At 60.8% G+C, this 19,294-nt stretch carries 14 protein-coding genes; 10 read left to right on the plus strand and 4 right to left on the minus strand.

The window, feature by feature from the left end; translation table 11 throughout:
• Position 1: 1 nt before the first annotated feature.
• On the minus strand, positions 2-745 hold the full coding sequence (cmoA, locus tag KVY02_RS06265; protein ID WP_039177622.1) for a carboxy-S-adenosyl-L-methionine synthase CmoA: 744 nt from the start codon (positions 743-745) through the stop codon (positions 2-4).
• A gap of 114 nt (positions 746-859) precedes the next feature.
• On the opposite strand from cmoA, the gene pgi reads away from it, so the two are divergent.
• The 4 genes from pgi to serB all read left to right on the plus strand — a co-directional run bounded on the left by pgi (position 860) and on the right by serB (position 7,793).
• A complete protein-coding gene (gene pgi / locus KVY02_RS06270) occupies positions 860-2,569 on the plus strand; it encodes a glucose-6-phosphate isomerase (RefSeq protein WP_218314801.1) in 1,710 nt (569 codons plus the stop codon).
• Positions 2,570-2,690: 121 nt separating this feature from the next.
• Positions 2,691-4,586: a DNA topoisomerase IV subunit B gene (parE, locus tag KVY02_RS06275; protein ID WP_096923197.1), complete on the plus strand. Its 1,896-nt coding sequence runs from the start codon at positions 2,691-2,693 to the stop codon at positions 4,584-4,586.
• 6 nt (positions 4,587-4,592) lie between these two features.
• Positions 4,593-6,845 carry a DNA topoisomerase IV subunit A gene (gene parC, locus KVY02_RS06280; RefSeq protein ID WP_016913416.1) on the plus strand — a complete coding sequence of 751 codons (2,253 nt, stop codon included), beginning with the start codon at positions 4,593-4,595 and terminating at the stop codon, positions 6,843-6,845.
• A gap of 3 nt (positions 6,846-6,848) precedes the next feature.
• Positions 6,849-7,793 (plus strand): phosphoserine phosphatase SerB, encoded by a 945-nt coding sequence (gene serB / locus KVY02_RS06285; RefSeq protein ID WP_218314802.1) that lies wholly within the window; start codon positions 6,849-6,851, stop codon positions 7,791-7,793.
• 30 nt (positions 7,794-7,823) lie between these two features.
• Here the strand turns inward: serB and KVY02_RS06290 are convergent, their stop codons facing one another.
• The gene (locus tag KVY02_RS06290) at positions 7,824-8,666 is read right to left on the minus strand and encodes a DUF6694 family lipoprotein (RefSeq protein ID WP_100730741.1); all 843 of its coding nucleotides are present in this window, start codon (positions 8,664-8,666) and stop codon (positions 7,824-7,826) included.
• Positions 8,667-8,827: 161 nt separating this feature from the next.
• Between KVY02_RS06290 and KVY02_RS06295 the strand changes: the two genes are divergently transcribed.
• The 6 genes from KVY02_RS06295 to KVY02_RS06320 all read left to right on the plus strand — a co-directional run bounded on the left by KVY02_RS06295 (position 8,828) and on the right by KVY02_RS06320 (position 18,198).
• A complete protein-coding gene (locus KVY02_RS06295; RefSeq protein ID WP_218314803.1) occupies positions 8,828-9,709 on the plus strand; it encodes an ion transporter in 882 nt (293 codons plus the stop codon).
• Between the two features lie 13 nt (positions 9,710-9,722).
• Positions 9,723-11,402, plus strand: a complete 1,680-nt coding sequence (gene leuA, locus KVY02_RS06300; RefSeq protein WP_218314804.1) for a 2-isopropylmalate synthase — start codon at positions 9,723-9,725, stop codon at positions 11,400-11,402.
• 62 nt (positions 11,403-11,464) lie between these two features.
• Entirely contained in the window at positions 11,465-12,967 is a 1,503-nt protein-coding gene (locus tag KVY02_RS06305) for a DUF3375 domain-containing protein (protein ID WP_100730743.1), read from the plus strand.
• A gap of 98 nt (positions 12,968-13,065) precedes the next feature.
• Complete coding sequence (locus tag KVY02_RS06310; protein ID WP_232710691.1) at positions 13,066-13,728, plus strand: DUF4194 domain-containing protein; 663 nt, start codon at positions 13,066-13,068, stop codon at positions 13,726-13,728.
• Positions 13,725-17,069, plus strand: coding sequence for an ATP-binding protein (locus tag KVY02_RS06315; RefSeq protein ID WP_218314805.1), 3,345 nt, complete (start codon positions 13,725-13,727; stop codon positions 17,067-17,069). The genes KVY02_RS06310 and KVY02_RS06315 overlap by 4 nt, the downstream gene beginning before the upstream one ends.
• Positions 17,053-18,198, plus strand: a complete 1,146-nt coding sequence (locus tag KVY02_RS06320) for a Wadjet anti-phage system protein JetD domain-containing protein (RefSeq protein WP_100730746.1) — start codon at positions 17,053-17,055, stop codon at positions 18,196-18,198. The genes KVY02_RS06315 and KVY02_RS06320 overlap by 17 nt, the downstream gene beginning before the upstream one ends.
• A gap of 10 nt (positions 18,199-18,208) precedes the next feature.
• Here KVY02_RS06320 and KVY02_RS06325 read toward each other — a convergent pair whose 3' ends face one another.
• Together KVY02_RS06325 and KVY02_RS06330 are read right to left on the minus strand one after the other, a co-directional pair.
• The gene (locus tag KVY02_RS06325) at positions 18,209-18,658 is read right to left on the minus strand and encodes an RES family NAD+ phosphorylase (protein ID WP_100730747.1); all 450 of its coding nucleotides are present in this window, start codon (positions 18,656-18,658) and stop codon (positions 18,209-18,211) included.
• Positions 18,655-19,071, minus strand: coding sequence for an antitoxin Xre/MbcA/ParS toxin-binding domain-containing protein (locus tag KVY02_RS06330; RefSeq protein ID WP_100730748.1), 417 nt, complete (start codon positions 19,069-19,071; stop codon positions 18,655-18,657). The genes KVY02_RS06325 and KVY02_RS06330 overlap by 4 nt, the downstream gene beginning before the upstream one ends.
• Between the last annotated feature and the right edge of the window lie 223 nt (positions 19,072-19,294).

Consider the following 19,294-nt stretch of genomic DNA (forward strand, 5'->3'; position numbering starts at 1 on the left):
GTCAGCCCTCCTTGAACGCGATCAGCGAGGTGAAGTTCAGGTACTGAAACCAGGTCATCGAGCGCGGAAAGCCCGCCTGCGACAACCGCTCGTGCAAGGCATCCAGGGTGTCGGGAATCAGCACATTCTCCAGCGCCGTGCGTTTCTGGCTGATTTCCATGTCGCTGTAGCCGTTGGCGCGCTTGAAGTCGTGGTAGCGCTCGACTCGCCAGGCATTGTCGCGCTCATCGGCGTCGATGGTCTTTTCCGAGAGAATCAGCACGCCGCCGGGCTCCAGGGCAGCGTACAGCCGCTTGAGCAGGGCATCTCGGTCGGCGGGAGGCAGAAACTGCAGCGTGAAGTTGAGAATGATCATCCCCGACGGCGCGTACGCGTAGGTGCGGATGTCGGCTTCTTCCACCTGCATGGCGTGATCGGGGCTCTCGTCGAGAAAGGTCTGGCGAGCACGCTCGACCATGGCAGGCGAGAGGTCGATGCCGGTATAGCGGAACGCGTCGGCGGGCATGGCCCCGGCCAGCGCCAGGCCCGAGGCCCCCAGCGAGCAGCCCAGGTCGTAGACATGGGCGCCGTGGCGCAAATGGCGCTGGGCGATCAGGCTCAGCATGCCCAGGATCTGGCCATAGCCGGGCACCGAGCGGCGGATCATGTCGGGAAAGCAGGCGACGACCTGTTCATCAAAAGAGAACCTTGCCACCTTATCCAGGGGTGTTGAAAAGATAGCGTCGCGGTAAGATGCATCACTCATGGGCAAGCCAGGCTGGTTAATGAGGCTCGCTAGTTTACGCGCCCTTGTTAATCCAGAACAGGCCCGTCGATCACAGATTCCTGCCTCACGGAACGACGCCACAGGAGAGGGCACATGGCTTCAGCAAAGGCAACTCCCGATACGCTACCCGCTTGGCAAACGCTTACCCAGCATGCCCAGGCGATTCGTCACATCCATCTGAAGAACCTGTTTGGTGACGACCTCGAGCGCTGGTCACACTTCACCCATCACGTGGCGGGGCTGACGCTGGACCTCTCCAAACAGCGCTGGGATGACGACACCCTGGAGCATTTGCTGGGTCTGGCGGAAGAGGCGGGCGTACCGGGGGCCATCGAAGCGCTGTTGAGCGGCAAGCGGGTCAACGTCAGCGAAAACCGCCCGGCGCTGCATACCGCCTTGCGCTTGCCCGCCGATGCCCAGCTGGAGGTGGAGGGTGAAGACATCGTCGGGGCCGTGCACGACAGCCTGGCGCAGATGGAGCGCCTGGTGCAGCGCCTGCACGCAGGCCAGTGGCGCGGTGCCACCGGCAAGCCGATTCGTCACGTGGTGAACCTGGGGGTAGGCGGCTCGGATTTGGGCCCGCTGATGGTGACCCACGCGCTGGCCGATTATCGCCCCAGCGATATTCACCCCGTCGAGGTGCACTTTGCCTCGACCATGGATGGCTCGCAGCTGGCCGACTACCTGACGCGTTTCAACCCGGAAACGACGCTGTTCGTGCTCTCTTCGAAGTCGTTCACCACCATCGATACGCTGTCCAACGCCAACACCGCCCGTGACTGGCTGCTGGGACGGCTGTCCCGGCATGCGGAAGCTGGCGAAGCCCCTCAGGCGCACACCATCAGTGCCGAACTGGTCGTGCGTCAGCACTTCATTGGTGTCTCGGCAAGCCCGGAAAAAATGAGCGAGTGGGGCATCACCCCGGACCACCAGCTGATGTTCTGGGAGTGGGTGGGGGGGCGCTATTCGCTCTGGGGCACCATTGGCCTGCCGATTGCCCTGGTGATCGGCATGGAGAACTTTCGTGCGCTGCTGTCGGGCGCGCACGCCATGGATACCCACTTCAAGACGGCGCCCATGGCCGACAACCTGCCCGTGCTGCTGGGCCTGGCGGGTATCTGGAACGTGAACTTTCTGGATATTCGTGCCCATTCGATTCTGCCCTATGACGGGCGTCTGGAATATTTTGCCGCCTATCTGGAACAGCTGGAAATGGAGTCCAACGGTAAATCCGTGACCCGCCAGGGCCAGGCGGTGAGTTACTCTACCTGCCCGGTGCTTTGGGGGCAGTTGGGTCCCAATGCTCAGCATGCGTTCTATCAGCTGCTGCACCAGGGCACCCAGCCGGTGGTCTGCGACTTCATTGCCCCGCTCAAGCGCTACGACGAGGTCGAAGACCCGGACACTCGCCGCCACCTGAAGGCCCAGCATCGGCTGGCGCTGGCCAACTGCTTCGCCCAGTCGCGGGTGCTGATGCTGGGGGACGATGCGCTGGAGGAGGACGGCCCGCGCCCCGAACACAAGCGCTATCGCGGTAATCAGCCCTCGACCACGGTGCTGCTGGACAAACTCACGCCCGCCACCCTGGGGGCGCTGATTGCGCTCTACGAGCACAAGGTGTTCGTGCAGGCGGTGATCTGGGACATCAATCCTTTCGACCAGTGGGGCGTCGAGCTGGGCAAGCAGATTGCCACCGACACCCAGGCCATCATCGAAGGCGACGGCGAGCTGGCGCGTTTGGACGCTTCCAGCCGTGGGCTGATCGAAGCGTTCTGGGCGGCAGAGCAGACGCCGCGCGGCTAAGAGATGCGTGGCGCCCGTTTTTCATGGCTGGATATACAGCTTTTTGCTTTTCCGCTATCCTGTGCCCTTTTGTCGGTGGCGCACGCCGCCGACAGTACGTATTTTTAGGAACTGACGTTACATGACCCAGTTTGATGCTTCTCAGTACGGCGCGAGTTCCATCGAGGTTCTCTCCGGGCTTGAGCCGGTGCGCAAGCGCCCTGGAATGTATACCGATACCTCGCGGCCCAATCACCTGGCGCAGGAGGTCATCGACAACAGTGTCGATGAAGCGCTGGCTGGGCATGCCACGGCCATCAGCGTCGTGCTGCACGGCGATGGCGCCATCGAAGTGCAGGACAACGGGCGCGGCATGCCCATCGACCTGCATCCCGAGCACGGTGTCTCGGGGGTCGAGCTGATTCTGACCAAGCTCCACGCGGGGGGCAAATTCTCCTCGTCGAGCTATCGCTTTTCTGGCGGCTTGCACGGCGTGGGCGTGTCGGTGGTCAATGCGCTGTCGCGGCGGCTGGAGGTCGAGGTCACCCGGGACGGCGCACGCCACGCCATTGCCTTCGAACACGGCGAAAAGGTCGAAGAGCTCAAGGAGATCGGCAAGGCCGCCAAGCGTGCCACCGGAACATTGGTGCGCTTCTGGCCGGACGAAAGTTACTTCGACAGCCCCAAACTTGCGCTCTCACGATTGAAGCACCTGCTGCGGGCCAAGGCGGTGCTGTGTCCGGGGCTGGCGGTCACGCTGGTGGAGCCGGACGGCACCAAAACCGAGTGGGCGTACGCCGATGGCCTGCGCGACTACCTGGCCGAAGCCACCGATGGCTACGAGGTGCTTCCCAAGGAGCCTTTCGTTGGCCACTTCAATGATGACGAGCATGGCGTGGACTGGGCGATTCAGTGGCTGCCGGAAGGTGGCGAAGCGCTGCTGGAGAGCTACGTCAACCTGATTCCCACGCCCCAGGGCGGCACCCATGTGAACGGTTTCCGGGCGGGGTTGCTGGATGCCCTGAGGGAGTTCTGCGAATTCCGCAACCTGCTGCCCAGGGGCATCAAACTCACCGCCGAAGACCTGTGGGAGCGCGCATCCTTCGTGCTGTCGGTCAAGATGCTCGACCCTCAGTTTGCCGGGCAGACCAAGGAGCGGCTATCGTCGCGTACCATCGCCGGATTCGTGTCCGGCGTGGTGAAAGACGCGTTCTCGCTGTGGCTGAACCACCACGTGGAGCAGGCCGAGCAGTTGGCCGAGCTGGTGATCAGCGCTGCCCAGCAGCGTCAGCGGAAATCGAAGAAAGTGGCGCGCAAGAAGGTCACCTCGGGCCCCGCGCTGCCGGGCAAGCTGGCCGACTGTTCGGGCCAGGACCCGGCCCAGAGCGAGCTGTTTCTGGTGGAAGGGGACTCGGCCGGGGGCAGCGCCAAGCAGGCGCGCAACCGCGAAACCCAGGCCATCCTGCCGCTGCGCGGCAAGATTCTGAACACCTGGGAGGTCGAGACCCACGATATCTACGGCTCCCAGGAAGTCCACGACATCGCGGTGGCCATTGGCGCCGACCCCGGCAGTGCCGACCTGGAAAAGCTGCGCTACCACAAGATCTGCATCCTGGCCGATGCCGATTCGGATGGCCTGCACATCGCCACGCTGCTGTGTGCCCTGTTCGTGAGGCACTTCCCCGCCCTGGTGGATGCAGGCCATGTGTTCGTGGCCATGCCGCCGCTCTACCGGATCGATCTGGGCAAGGAAGTGCACTACGCCCTGGACGAGAGCGAAAAGGCCGCCATTCTCAAGCAACTGGCCAGCAAGCGCGGCACCCCCAACGTGCAGCGCTTCAAGGGGCTGGGCGAAATGAGCCCGCTACAGCTGCGTGAAACCACCATGGCCGTGGAGACCCGCCGGCTGGTGCAGCTCACGCTGAGCGAGGGGGACGGCACGCTGGAGATGATGGACATGCTGCTGGCGAAAAAACGTGCCAGCGATCGCAAGAAGTGGCTGGAAGATTACGGCAACCTCGCAGACATTGAGGTATAACCTCCGATGACCATGGATATTCAGGTAGCGGAGGGCGACGTCGAGCGTCTGTCCCTGCGCGACTACACCGAAAAAGCGTACCTCGACTACTCGATGTACGTCATTCTCGACCGCGCGTTGCCCAACATCGGTGACGGCATGAAGCCCGTGCAGCGGCGCATCATTTATGCCATGCGTGAACTGGCGCTGCACGCCAACGCCAAGTACAAGAAGTCGGCGCGTACCGTGGGCGACGTGCTGGGCAAGTTCCACCCCCACGGCGACAGCGCCTGCTACGAAGCCATGGTGCTGATGGCCCAGCCGTTCAGCTACCGCTACCCGCTGGTGGATGGCCAAGGCAACTGGGGTAGCCCGGACGACCCCAAATCCTTCGCGGCAATGCGCTACACCGAGGCCAAGCTCTCCAAATTCGCCGACGTGCTGCTCAGCGAACTGGGCCAGGGCACCGTGGAGTGGGCGCCCAATTTCGATGGCACCATGCAGGAGCCGGTGGTACTGCCGGCTCGTCTGCCCCATGTGCTGCTCAATGGCGGCACCGGCATTGCCGTGGGCATGGCCACGGACATTCCGCCGCACAACGTATCGGAAGTGGTCGATGCCACCTGCCATCTGCTGCGCAACCCCAAGGCCACCACGGCCGAGCTGATGGCGTTCGTGCCCGCGCCGGATTTCCCCACCGATGCCGAGATCATCACCCCCAAAGCGGACCTGCAAAAGCTCTATGAAAGCGGCCGTGGCTCGGTGAAGCTGCGCGCTCGCTACGTGCGAGAAGAGGCCAACGTGGTGATCACCGCGCTGCCTTACCAGGTCAGTGGTGCCAAGGTGCTGGAGCAGATCGCCGCGCAGATGCAGGCGAAGAAGCTGCCCATGGTGGCCGACCTGCGCGACGAGTCGACCCATGAAGAGCCCACCCGACTGGTGATCGAGCCACGCTCCAGCCGTGTGGACGTGGAGTCGCTGATGGCTCACCTGTTCGCCACCACGGACCTCGAAAAGAACGTGCGGGTGAACATGAACGTGATTGGCCTGGACGGTCGGCCACGGGTCATGCCGCTGAATGACATGCTGGGCGAGTGGCTGCGCTTTCGTCGTGCCACGGTGCGCCGTCGCCTGGAGCATCGGCTGGGCAAGGTGGAAGATCGCCTGCACATTCTGGAAGGCCTGCTGACGGCTTACCTGAACATCGATGAAGTGATTCGTATCATCCGCGAAGAGGACGAGCCCAAACCTGCCCTGATGAGCGCTTTTGGCCTCTCCGAGCGGCAGGCCGAGGCGATTCTGGAGCTGCGCCTGCGCCACCTGGCCAAGCTGGAAGAGATGAAGATTCGCGGCGAGCAGGACGAGCTGGAGAAAGAGCGCAAGACCCTGCAAGGCCTGCTGGGCAGCGACGCCAAGCTCACCACGCTGATCGAAAAAGAGATTCGCGCGGCGGGCAAGGAGCACGGCGATGCGCGCCGTTCGCCGCTGGTCGAGCGCAGCGAAGCGAAAGCGCTCTCGGAAGTGGAGCTGCTGGGAGCCGACCCGATTACCGTGGTGCTGTCCGACAAGGGCTGGATCCGTGCGGCCAAGGGCCATGACATCGACCCTGAAGGGCTATCGTACAAGGCGGGCGACAGCTTCCGCCTGGCGGCCCGGGGCAAGACCAATCAGCCGCTGGTGCTGCTGGACGATACTGGCCGTGCCTACACGCTGCCAGCGCACAACCTGCCCAGCGCCCGAGGGCAGGGCGAGCCGGTCACCGGCCGCGCCAATGTCTCGGCGGGCGCCCAGATGGCGGGCTTGATGCTGGCGCCGCCCACGCGACGCTTTTTGCTGGCCAGCGATGGTGGCTATGGCTTCGTCGCGCCCCTGGAGGCGCTGACCGGCAAGAACAAGGCGGGCAAGGCGGTACTCAGCGTGCCGAAGGGCTGCAGCGTCATGGCGCCCGTGGAGGTGCCGGAAGGCGAATCGCTGTGGGTGGCGTCGGTTTCCAATGAAGGGCGGCTGCTGCTCTTCCCGCTGGACCAGTTGCCCGAGATGGCCAAGGGCAAGGGCAACAAGATGCTCGATATCCCCGGCCCCCGGGCGGCGCGGCGCGAAGAGTTCCTGCGTGATATCGCCATTGTGCCGGAAGGCGGAGAGCTGATCATTCATGCGGGTAAGCGCAAGCTGACGCTCAAGGCCGATGACCTTGCTTATTATCGGGGTGAACGTGGGCGTCGGGGCAGCAAGTTGCCGCGCGGTTTCCAAAAAGTTGAACGACTAGAAGCAGGGGAGTGACCGATGGCACGCGGTGATGAAGCAGTAGCCGATGTGGTGATGAGTGTACTGGCACCACGCTGGACACCCGACATGGAGCCGCCCCTGGCGGCACTGCTGGCGCGGTTCGGCCTGCAGGAGCAGCAGCGCACGCCGTTGGCCCAGGTGGCAGAAGGCGCGCCGCTGGATTGCCTGGAGCTGCATTTGGCTGGCGCTCCCGCCGAGTGGCGGGAGCTGCGTCAGGCGGCGCTGGCGCTGGGGGAAACGCTGGGGGCCGACGTGGTGGTGCAACCTGACCGGCGCCACCTGGGGGCTCCCAGGTTGGTTTGTTTCGATATGGACTCCACCCTGATCAAGGCCGAGGTGATCGATGAGCTGGCGCGCCGCCACGGGGTGGGCGACGAAGTGGCTGAAGTCACCGAGCGGGCAATGCGCGGCGAGCTGGACTTTCAGGCCAGCTTCCGGGAGCGGATGAGCAAGCTGGCGGGGCTGGATGAGTCGGTGTTGGCCAGCATTGCGGCCGAGCTGCCGCTGATGGACGGTGTCGAGCGGCTGATGGCCAATCTTCGCCATCAGGGTATCCGCACTGCCATCCTTTCCGGTGGCTTTACCTATTTTGCCTGTGGCCTGCAGGCGCGGCTTGGCTTCGATGAGATCCACGCCAATGAGCTGGTGATTCAGCAGGGCAAGGTCACAGGCGAAGTCCAGGAGCCCATCGTCGATGCCGAGCGCAAGGCGCTGCTGCTGGAGCAGATTGCCCAGCGTGAAGGTATCGACCTGGCGCAGACGGTGGCGGTAGGTGACGGGGCCAACGACCTGAAGATGTTGGCCAAGGCGGGAGTGGGCGTAGCGTTTCGCGCCAAGCCACTGGTGCGTGCCGAGGCGCGTCAGGCGTTAGGCGTGGCGGGGCTGGATGGCGTGCTCTATCTGCTGGGCTATTCCCAGGCCGAGCTGATCGATCCTGTCTAGTGATGACGGGGCGGCGTTTGGCCGCCCTGTTCAGCTCGAAGGGCTCTCGGTGCTGGGCGTCAGGCTACCGTACTCGGCCCGCAGGGCTGCCAGCCGTTCGGTTTCGGCCTCCGTCAGCGTAGGCGCGTGCCACAGCCGTTGGCCCTGGGCATCCTTCACGCCCTTCAACGTGAGGGTGAGCTGGACATCCCGGGGTATCTGATCGTTGCCCCAAGGGCCAAAACGGTTGGGTGCCAGGCTCCAGGTGGCGCGCTCACCCGGCGCCAGGCCGCCGGAAATCACGTAGTAGAACGTCTCGTCTACCCAGGCAACGTCGCGGTTGGCGCTACGCAGTACGCCGCGCAGCTGCAGCTCGGCAATGGTCTCCTCGGAGTCGTTGCTGACCTCTAGTTCAATGACCGGCTCCAGCGCTCCGAATGGGCTGGAAGCAAGATAGTAGCGCGCCCTGTCGATAGTCACCTGCGCCAGCTGCTGCTGAGCGGCTTCGGCGTTGGCCTCTTTTTCTTCCAGGCGGCTCAAGGTGCGCAGGGCCTGGTCACGCTCTCGGGCACGGCGCTGGCGCAGCATCTCGTCGGCTCGCTCGATGACCTGGTCGCCGGTGAGCCCGTGCATGTAGGCGTTGGCCGACTCGGCGATTTCAGCTGCGTTCATGCGCCCGGGTTGCAGCGCACTCATCCCGCTGAAAGACGACATGGCGATGATCTTCAACGCCTGGTCGAACTCGTCGCGCTTGTAAGTGGGCAGCGAATCGCGGACTTTCTCGATGGACACCACGGCTGCGGGCATCGAACTCGTATCAATTTTGGGGTCAGCACAGCCCGCCATCAGCAGGGCCGTCAGCGACAGTATCGATAGCCTTGTCAGGCGCCGCATAGTTGTACCTCGTTACAGGCCAAAAAACCGACAGGGAGCTTACCCGAAAGTGGTATCGACCACTAGCCGGAGCAGCAAAACTCCCCTGTATCCAGCAGGTGGAAGGCGGCCCTTTTTGGTATAAAGTGTGCCGATTCAACGTTTCCGAGAAGCCCCGTTCCATGAGTGCATCCTTTACTACCTGGCAGGCGCGCTTTGAAAAGCTGCGCAGCAACAAGCTGTTCGAGACCGTGGTGATCGCCATCATCGTGGTGTCTGCCCTGACCATCGGTGCCCGCACCTATGATGAGGTCAGTCAGTTCGAGCAGTGGCTGATCTATCTGGACATCGCCGTCACCATCTTCTTTCTGGTGGAACTGCTGATTCGCATGGCCGCCGAACGCAATCTGACCAACTTCTTCAAAAAGGGTTGGAACGTGTTCGACTTCCTGATCGTCACGGCCAGCCTCATCCCTATGGACGACTCGGAGATGGTGCTGTTGGCGCGCCTGCTGCGCATCTTCCGGGTGCTGCGTCTGGTGTCGATGATTCCCGAGCTGCGCCTGCTCTTGGTGGCGTTGATCAAGTCCATTCCACGGATGGGCTATGTAGCGCTGCTGATGTTCATCATCTTCTATATCTATGCGGCGGTGGGCAGCTTCATTTTCCATACCGTGGATGAGCAGCTGTGGGGCAACATTGCGCTGGCCATGCTGACGCTGTTCCAGGTGGCCACCTTCGAGAGCTGGGCGACGGCGGTGCTGTATCCCACCATGGAGCACTACCCCTATGCCTGGATCTACTTTCTGACCTTCATCTTTTTGAATGCGTTCATTTTCCTGAATATGATGATCGGTATCGTGCTGGACGTGATGCAGAAAGAGAGCGCACAGATTGATTTAGAAAGCGGAGAAGGCGAAGCTGCAGAGATACAGGGCCTGCGTGACGACGTGCGCGCACTGCGCAGCCAGTTGGATCGCATGGAGTCCGCCCTGCAGGCGGCCGCGCAAGCAAAGCCTGGTCTAGCACAGCCTGGCCAAGCAAAGCCTGACCGCGACGAATAACAGGAGAGCCACGATGATGATGAAGGACCCTTCGAAAAAGTATCGCCCTTTCGTGGCGGTGGACCTGCCCGACCGTCAGTGGCCCGGCCAGCGTATCGACACGCCGCCCATCTGGTGCAGCGTCGACCTGCGCGATGGCAACCAGTCGCTGATCGACCCCATGGATCAGGAGCGCAAGCAGCGGTTGTTCGACATGCTGCTGAAGATCGGTTTCAAAGAGATCGAAGTGGGCTTTCCTTCTGCGTCGCAAACCGATTTCGATTTCGTGCGTTCGTTGATCGAGCAGGACAAGATTCCCGACGACGTCACCATCCAGGTGCTGACCCAGGCACGGCCGCATCTGATCGAGCGCACCTTCGAGGCGCTGAAGGGCGCCAAGCGTGCCATCGTGCACGTCTACAATGCCACCGACCCGATGTTTCGACGGGTGGTGTTCAACGTCGACAAGGCTGAGTGCGTGCAAATTGCCGTGGACGCCACGGCGCAGATACGTGACCTGATGGCCGCCAACCCGGAGACCCAGTGGACCTTCCAGTACTCGCCGGAACTGTTCACGACCACGGAAATGCCTTTCGCCGTGGAGATCGTCGAAGCCGTGATGGACACCTTCGGCCCCAGCGTTGACAACCGGATGATCGTCAACCTGCCGGCCACGGTCGAAGTGGCCACGCCCAACAATTACGCCGACCAGATCGAGTGGTTCTGCCGCCATGTGAAAAAGCGCGATACATTGATCGTCAGCGTGCACCCGCACAACGACCGCGGCACCGGCGTGGCGGCGGCGGAGTTGACGCTGATGGCGGGTGCCGACCGAATCGAGGGCACCCTGTTCGGTAATGGCGAGCGTACCGGCAATGTCGATATCGTGACGCTGGCCATGAATATGTACACTCAGGGCGTGCACCCTCAGCTCGATTTCTCCAATATCACGCCGATCATGCGCGAAGTGGAGTACTGCAACCAGCTGCCGGTTCATCCGCGCCATCCTTACGTGGGCGACCTGGTGTTCACGGCGTTTTCCGGTTCGCATCAGGACGCCATCAAGAAGGGCATGGCCGAGCGTCGCGCCAACCCCGAAGCCCCCTGGGACGTGCCGTACCTGCCCATCGACCCCATGGATGTCGGGCGCAGCTACGAAGCCGTGATTCGCGTCAACAGCCAGTCGGGCAAGGGCGGCATCTCCTACCTGCTGGAGCAGGAGTATGGCATCGAGCTACCGCGCAGGCTCTCCATCGAATTCAGCCAGGTGGTGCAGGAAGTGGCGGACCGTACGGGCCGCGAGATCACTTCCCGGATGATCTATCAGGCCTTCCTGGAAGAGTACCTGGAGCGGCAGGCACCGCTGGCGCTGGTCAACCACCGCTTGGTCTCCGAGCCGGATAGCCCCCGCGTCACCCTGGAAGCCGTCGTGGAGCAGCAGGGCGAACGCCATCTGCTGAGCGGTCAGGGCAACGGCCCGCTGGCGGCCTTCGTCAAAGCGCTACACGCCCAGGGTCACGACGTGGAGATCATCGACTACCACGAGCACTCCCGAGGCCAGGGCGCCGATGCGGAAGCCATTGCCTATGTCGAAGTCCGTATCGACGGCCAGGCCGTGTTTGGCGTCGGCAGCGACGAGAGCATCACCAGCGCCTCCATGAAAGGCGTGCTGAGTGCCATCAATCGTTATCATGCGGCTCGTTCCCAACAGTAAACGTTTAGGCGGCAACGTTGGAGTAAACACGGTTTACAAGATGCACTGACTCAGAGATCAGCATGGAGAATAACCCCCAGCAACGCACGCGTCGCTATATCGCAGCCAGGAAACAGCACCCTGCCTGGCTGTTGCTGGCATCCCCCCGAGCGCCCCTGGTGCTGGGCTGCCTGACCTCGTTGTTTGAATTTAGCGAAGATGGTATCGCCGAGTCAGACGCGCTAGAGGCGCTGTCGCAAATGCTGGGGCGTTATGCCGAGCAGGATGAGTACGCCATTGACCCTGACAATACGCGACAGCAGGCTGGGCGTGAGCTGCGCGAGTGGATACGTCGGGGGCTGGTCACTGAGCGTGGTCAACGGTTGTATGCCACGGATGCCTTGTCGTCGGCGATTCAGTTTGTCGATTCGCTGGACAATCGCATCATGACCTCAACTGCGTCGCGGCTGTCGGTGGTGCAGCGTGAAATCGAAAGCCTGGAAGTAAGCCTCAACCCCAATCCTGAGAGTCGCAAAGCAGCGATTCGGCGCAAAATCCAACAGCTGGAGGGCGAATTGGCCGACGCGGAGGCTGGTCATGTACCGGTGCTTTCTGAGCAGCAAGCTATTGAAAATATAAGAGAAGTTTTTCATTTGGCCACCGGTCTGCGTGCCGATTTTCGGCGAGTGGAAGACTCCTGGCGAGAGGCGGATCGCCAACTGCGCCAATCGATCATGTCCGAGAAGTATCATCGGGGGGATATTGTCGATCGCTTGCTGGATGGTCAGGAGGCTTTGCTGGACACCCCAGAGGGCCGTGTGTTCGATAGTTTTTTGCAACAGCTACGCCAAACCGCCGCGCTGGATATGATGCGCCAGCAGCTACGCACTATTCTCGTCCATCCCGCTGCTGGGAAAGCGCTTGGTCGGCTACAGCGGCTGGATCTTAAACAGCTGGGCATGCGGCTGGTTCTGGAAAGTCAGTCCGTATTACAAGCCAGAGCGCGCAGTGAAAAGGATGTCAAAGGCTTCCTCAAGACCGGTTTGGCGGCCGAACACCACCGCGTCGGGCAGTTGCTCAATGATATCTTTCATACCGCTCAGGCGCTGGATTGGCAGCGCCAGAAAGTGCGCCGTTCAGAGGTGTCAGCGCTGCCGCCGCTGGGCTTTGCCCTGGGCAACTTATCGGTGATCGAGCGGCTGCGTTTCAAGGTGCTGGAAAACGAGCAGGACGAGACGCTGGATTTGGCTCAGCAGACGAGCGATTTGAGCGATGTCGAGACTGAGTTCTGGGATTCTCTGGACGGGCTCGACCGCGACGCTTTGGTGCAGGAAACGCTGGCGCTGCTGGCGGCAGAAGGGCGCCCACTCACCCTACTGGAGCTCGCCGAGCGCCTGCCGCCCAGCCATGACCTGGAAACCCTGGCACTCTGGCTGGGCATGGCGCGGGAAGCTGGGGTTGAGATAACCGGGCAGGATGTTCAGGACGTGGTCATTACCGATGATGAACAGTGCGATTGGGTATTCAAAGTGCCGCTGGTTTCCCTGAGTGAGCAGGCGTTGCAGGGCATTGAGTGGGAGTTTTAAGTATGGCGGGTGTTTTTGATCAGATTGTTGGACGCCAGCAGGCAGATGAGGTGAGTGAAGAGCCATCGCCTCCCGAAGGGAAGGATTCGCCCCATTCAATGGCTGAGGAAGGGCTCACAGGTACCGACGGGGAAAATAGCGCGCGTACCGACGTCAAACTGCGGGAAGTGGCTCAGGAGCTGCTGCGTATGGGGCTGCTGGAAGAGAGCCTGCGCCCGCATCTTTATCGAACGGCTCTGGCCTCCATGGAGAAGCTCAATGCAACGTTAGAGCCCCTGGATTTAATTGCCCGCGCCGATGAGATCCGTGGGTTGGTATTTCTGGCGGTGCGTCATGGGGATGTCGATGTGTTTCAAGATGAGTGGTCACATCCACTGGTGCGCAAGCAGCGGCTGAATATGGAGCAGACGCTGCTGGTGGCTATTTTACGTCAGCACTTCATCGCTTACGAGCAGGACGCTGGTACGGGCGCCGGTGACGCCATGGTGGCGGTTGACGAGCTGATTCCACATATGCAGGTGTATTTGGGGGAGAGCGGCAGCGAGGCTCGGGAGCGCACGCGAATGCTGCAATTATTGGATCAGCTCAAGGGGCATGGCCTGGTCTCGGCGCCGGACAGTCACGAGCGGGTAGTCATCCGGCCAATGATCGCTCACTTGGCCAACCCGGAGAACCTCACTGCCTTGCTGTATGAGTTAAAGGCAAGAGTCGCCGCGGAGAGTAGTGACCGCCAGGACAGTGACAAAGAGGGGACGCCATGATTACGACAACGCCTAGCCAGCCCTCGCTGCTGGATGAGGAACGGGCGAGCGCCTGGCAGTTGGCTCCTACCTATATCCTGCAAACCCTGGAGCTGTTCAACTGGGGTGGCTTTGGTGGTATGCACAAGGCGGATATCGACGCTGAGGGTAGCGCCATCATTGGTCCCACCGGCAGTGGCAAGACCACGCTGGTAGATGCGTTGATGACCCTGCTCACGGCCAATCCCAGGTACAACCTTGCCTCTACCGGTGGCCATGAGAGCGACCGGGATCTGGTCTCTTACGTGCGGGGGGTGAGTGGCCCCGGTGATGGCAGTGAGGGGCAGTCGCATATTGCTCGGCCCGGTAAGACCGTGACGGGGCTGGTGGCGATGCTCAGTAATGGTGAAAGCCTGGTGCGTATCGGTGCCCTGCTGTGGTTCGACAGTACCAGCATGTCGCCCTCGGATATGAAAAAGCTATGGCTGTTCAGTACCGCCCGCGAACATACTCTGCATCGCTGGCTGACACTGCAGCAGGAAGGCGGTATGCGCGCTTTGCGCCAACAGGACAAAACCGACACCGGTATTTGGACGTATCCCAGCAAAAAGGGCTTTCTAGCGAGGCTGCGGGACTTTTTCGAAGTGCGTGACAACGCCTTCAACTTACTCAACCGAGCGGCAGGGTTGAAGCAGCTCAACAGCATCGATGAGATCTTTCGCGAGTTAGTGCTAGACGATAACGCCCAGTTTCAGCGCGCCCGGGAAGTCGCCGATAGCTTCGACGACCTCACTGCCATTCATGAAGAGCTTGAAATCGCCCGCCGCCAGCAGCGCTCTCTGGAACCGATCAAAGTCGGCTGGGAGAAGTATCAACGCAACCAGGCAGAGCTGGATGACCAGGAAACCCTCAGCCGGGTGCTGCCGGTGTGGTTTGGTGAACAGGCTCACCGGCTGTGGAAGGCCGAAGCCGAGCGTCTTCAGCAACAAACCCAGCAGGCCGAGGCCGAGTTGGCAGCCGCTGAGGAGAGCTACACTCACCAGCAGCGTACCTGTGAGCGTTTAAATGAAGCTTATCTGCGTCTGGGCGGTTCGGATATTGAGACCCTGGAAGCGCTGGTCAAGGCAAAGCAAGCCAACCTGGAGCGCTGCCAGCGCCATGCGGCAGACTACCAGCGATTGGCACGCTCGCTCTCCTTTGACGATGCCCTCAACCGTGAAGCGGTCGCCACCAATCAGATGCTGGCTGCCGAGCAGTTGCGCGAGGTTCAGCAGGCGCTTGACGCCGCCAAGCAGGCCGCCTTTGAGCAGGGCAGCCAATGCTATCGGATGGAGCATGAGTGCACGGAGTTGCACAAAGAGCTGGCCGAGGTGAAAGCGCGCCCAGGGTCTAATATCCCGGGGCGCTTTCAGCAATTTCGCTCCCTGCTGGCCGATGCGTTGGCACTCGGCGAAGACGACCTGCCCTTTGTCGCCGAGCTGGTACAGGTAAAAGCGGACGAGCAAGCCTGGCGTGGCGCGATTGAACGGGCGATGGGTAGCCACCGGCTGCGTATTTTGGTGCCGCCGGAGGCCAGCCGCCAAGCGCTAGACTGGATCAATAGCCGTCACAATGCGCTGCATGTACGACTCCTGGAAGTGAAATCGCCGTCGAGTCAGGCGCGCTTTTTTGAGGATGGCTTTACCCGCAAGCTCGACTACAAAGAGCACCCCTATCGAGAAGCGATTAAAGAGCTTTTAGCCGGGCTAGACAGACACTGCGTTGGCTCACCGGAGAGGTTGCGAGAGACTCCCCATGCCATGACGGCGGAAGGGTTGATGTCGGGCAAGGCACGCTTTTTTGACAAGCAGGATCAGAAGCGGCTAAGCGACGATTGGCAAACCGGCTTTGATAACCGTGACCGGCTGGCGGCGTTAAGCGCGCAAATCAGCGAAGCAGAAGCGCGCTTGCAGAGCGCCAAGGCGGCAGAAGAGCAGGCGAAAGCCTCACTGGCTGCGCTTGAACAGCAGGTAGTGCTGTTAACCAGGCTGGCAGCGTTGGACTATGAGGAGATCAACGCGCCCCAGGCCGAGCGTGAATGGCAACAGCAGCGGGACAAACTGGCCGCCTTGACCGCACCCGATTCCGATGCGGCGACAGCCAAACGCCAACTCGAGCAAGCCCGCGATGAGTTGGCCACGCTGGAGCAGCAAAAAACGCAATGTATCAAGCAGTGTGCCCAGTTAAACAACCGGCTGGAAACAGCCCAAAAAGAGCAGCAGCAGGCGTTTCGCAAAAGCGAAGCAGGGCTGAAGGAGGCGGAGCGCACCCTTGCTGATGACCATTTTTCTCCCCTTGAACAACGGCAGCTTGCCAATGTTGATGAGCTGGAGCGCCACGCCACTACCCAGTTGCAACAGCAACTGACCACCTTGCGGGCGACCCAAAGCCGGGTAGAAAAAGAGCTGGTCAAAGCCATGTCGGATGCCCAGCGGGAAGACCGCGGGGCGCTTTCGGAGGTTGGGCGGGAGCTCGACGATGTGCCCGACTACCTGGCCCGACTCAAGGTGCTCACCGAAGAAGCGCTGCCCGACAAGCAGCAGCGTTTTCAGCAATACCTCACCGACTCTTCCGATCAGGGCGTATCGCAGCTGCTGGCCACCATCGAGGGGGAAGTAGAGCGGATCGAAGAGCGGTTGGAAGACCTCAATAACACCCTGCGGCGGGTAGACTTCCAGCGCGGCCGTTACCTACAGTTGGTGGCCAACAAGGTGGTGCATGAAAGCCTGCGCACCTTTACCCGGGCCAATACGGCGCTCGCCTCGTCGCGGTTTGTCGAGGATGGCGGCGAAAGCCAGTACAAGGCGCTGCAACATATTATCGCCCTGCTGCGCGATGCCTGCGAACGCCAGCGTACCCTCGGCGCGCGAGCGTTATTGGATCCACGTTTTAGGCTTGAGTTTAAAGTCGCCATGATCGACCGGGCCGATGGGCGTGTGATTGAAACCCGCTCGGGTTCCCAGGGCGGTAGCGGTGGCGAAAAAGAGATTATCGCCTCCTATGTGCTGACGGCCTCGCTGAGTTACGCGCTGTGCCCCGACGGCAGCCCTCGGCCGCTGTTTGGCACCATCGTGCTGGATGAAGCCTTTTCGCGCAGTTCGAATGCCGTAGCCGGGCGAATTATTGCCGCGCTCAACGAATTCCACCTTCATGCGCTGTTTATTACCCCCAATAAGGAAATGCGTTTGCTGCGCAAGCACACCCGCTCGGCGGTGGTGGTGCACCGCCGTGGCAATGCCTCCAGCCTGACGCCGATCAGTTGGCAGGCGCTGGATGCCGTGCGTGAAAAGCGGCGTGAGGCGCGCAATGAAGTCCCCGAGTGAAATCGCTGCTCGCTTGGCTAAGCAGTGGCAGCAAGCGTTCTGGCGGGTAGAGCGATTGTTATCCTCGGAGAGTTGGCCGCTGGTGATCCCTATTGGCAAACCCACCGGCCGCCAGTTTGCCGATCAAACCGGTCTGGTGCAGGCCCATGTGCAGCGCTGGCGGCAGGTCACCGTTGGTGAGGTGGTGTTTCAAGATATCAACTTCCGCGCTGCTGCTGAGCCGGTGTCACTCCCCGTGCAGTGGGTGTTGCACACGCCGTCTGAATGGGCCGCCGCTACGGTGGATGGCGATGTGCAGCAGGAGTTTGCGCTGCTGGAAACTCTGGTAGGCAGCGTCAACCAGCGTTACTGGGAGGTGCTGGTGCGTGAGCGCGCCCTCTGGCGCAATAAGTCTGTTAGTGAAATCACTGCCGCTGCAGCGCTGGCGGATTCGCTTTCTCCGGGGATGGCAGAAGGTCGACCATTAAGATTGCTCAACGGACTGAGGGTGGACACCAAGTTTATCGAGCGCAACACGGTGTTACTGACACGCCTGCTGGATGAACGCTACGACGGCATGGCCAGCCAGCAAGGCTTGAACGGTTTTCTGGATGCCCCCGACGATAAAGATCACTGGCTGCTGGTGTTGCCCTTGGAGAAGGGGTTGCTGCCTTTTAAGCGTCAGCGCATCACCGCCAGAGAACTGGCGGATACTTGCCTGCCGGGCTCGCGGGTGGTGGTGGTCGAGAATGTGCAGTGTGAGCACTTGCTACCCGACATGCCGGGTACAGTGGCGATTCTTGGCGCAGGGCTAGATGTACACTGGCTATCAGGTGAGGCGCTAAAAACAAAAGCGGTCGCCTATTGGGGCGATATGGACACTTGGGGACTGCTGATGCTGGCCAGAGCCAGGCAGGCGCTGCCTACGATTACTCCGCTGATGATGAGCGAGGCGCACTTCAAGGCATTTTGCCGTGACTGCGCCGTGCCGGAGCCGGTTCATGCCGAGCTGCCGACCAGCGGCCTGACTGAGCATGAAGTGGCTTTTTTTCATTTTCTTAAAGCCCAACCACAAGGGCGCCTGGAGCAGGAGTATCTACCTTCACAAGACGTACAGCGTGAGCTGCTGGGGTGGTTAGGTCGCTGTTAAAGGCTGCCAGCTAGTACGCCAGCCTGGGGTCGAGGGGAAACTGCTCAACTGAAAGTTTCGTCAGGCTGGCTTCCGGGTGGCGTGGGTTAAACAGATAGTTGCAGTTATGCGGCACAATCACCGTGGGTACTTTGAGCAGTAAAGCGCTACCTTCATTTAGCCACTGTGAACCTAGCGAGCGGGTGAGCTGCTGCTGTTGAGGCCATGTTTCTGGCAGACTTGCTTCAATCGGCATCTCACTGGCTGTTGAGGGTAACTCAACGCGCAGTAGCGTAAATTGATCAGGTAGCTCCTCAATGCTCATTTCAAAATGAACCAGCACCTCAAGCAGCGCAGTGGCCGGTGAGTCGGCCAAGTAAACCACTGGTTGACCTTTATGGTGCCACCGGCCAGCTGTGATCGTGCCACCTATGCCAGAGAGATCCGTGTAGTTGGATATACGCCACGCTACCTTGGTCATGCCGACAACCCATAGTGAATTTGCTGAAGTAGCTCTTCTACTGCTTCATAGCCTGGCGTCGTGGTAACTGCCGTCAAAGCACTGATTCCCCCCAGCGCACGGCGCGGCTTCTCTAACCAATGAATGGCTTTCTCGCGATTGCCGAAAATCTCTTCGGCGAGGATAACGATTCTACTCGTTCGGTAGAGTCGATCACCCTCGTCGGGGGTTAAGGGTTTTCCTTTTGAGCGCCGGTGATCATGGGTGCGGCGATTGATAATCCCAACACCGTAGGCATCGATACCGTGCTCTTTACGTAGTCGCTCAAGGGCATCCAGCGGTACGCCTTTGCGGATCAACTCATCTGAGCGTGCGCCGACAGAACCGCCCATTAGAGCAATAACGCCGCTTTCCACTACATCGATAGCTTCCATTGAAGCGCTCCTTTTTCGCTAATCTATTACTTAAGTATAGGACGCCTCATCCTGTACGGCAATTTGCTGGATATATGCTCGCAAATTGCCAAAATGTGTAAAAAAAGCGTGAAATGGGAAGAAGTGGTTGAGTTAAAGCTGTCAATTTGACATAGCACTGGTATAAGCAACGGGTATAAACTGGATCTGGTTATAAGCCTGATAGCAGCGCCACAGCGGGAGA

The sequence above is a fragment of the Halomonas sp. 18071143 genome (assembly GCF_019211725.1).
Taxonomy (GTDB): Bacteria; Pseudomonadota; Gammaproteobacteria; order Pseudomonadales; family Halomonadaceae; genus Vreelandella; species Vreelandella stevensii.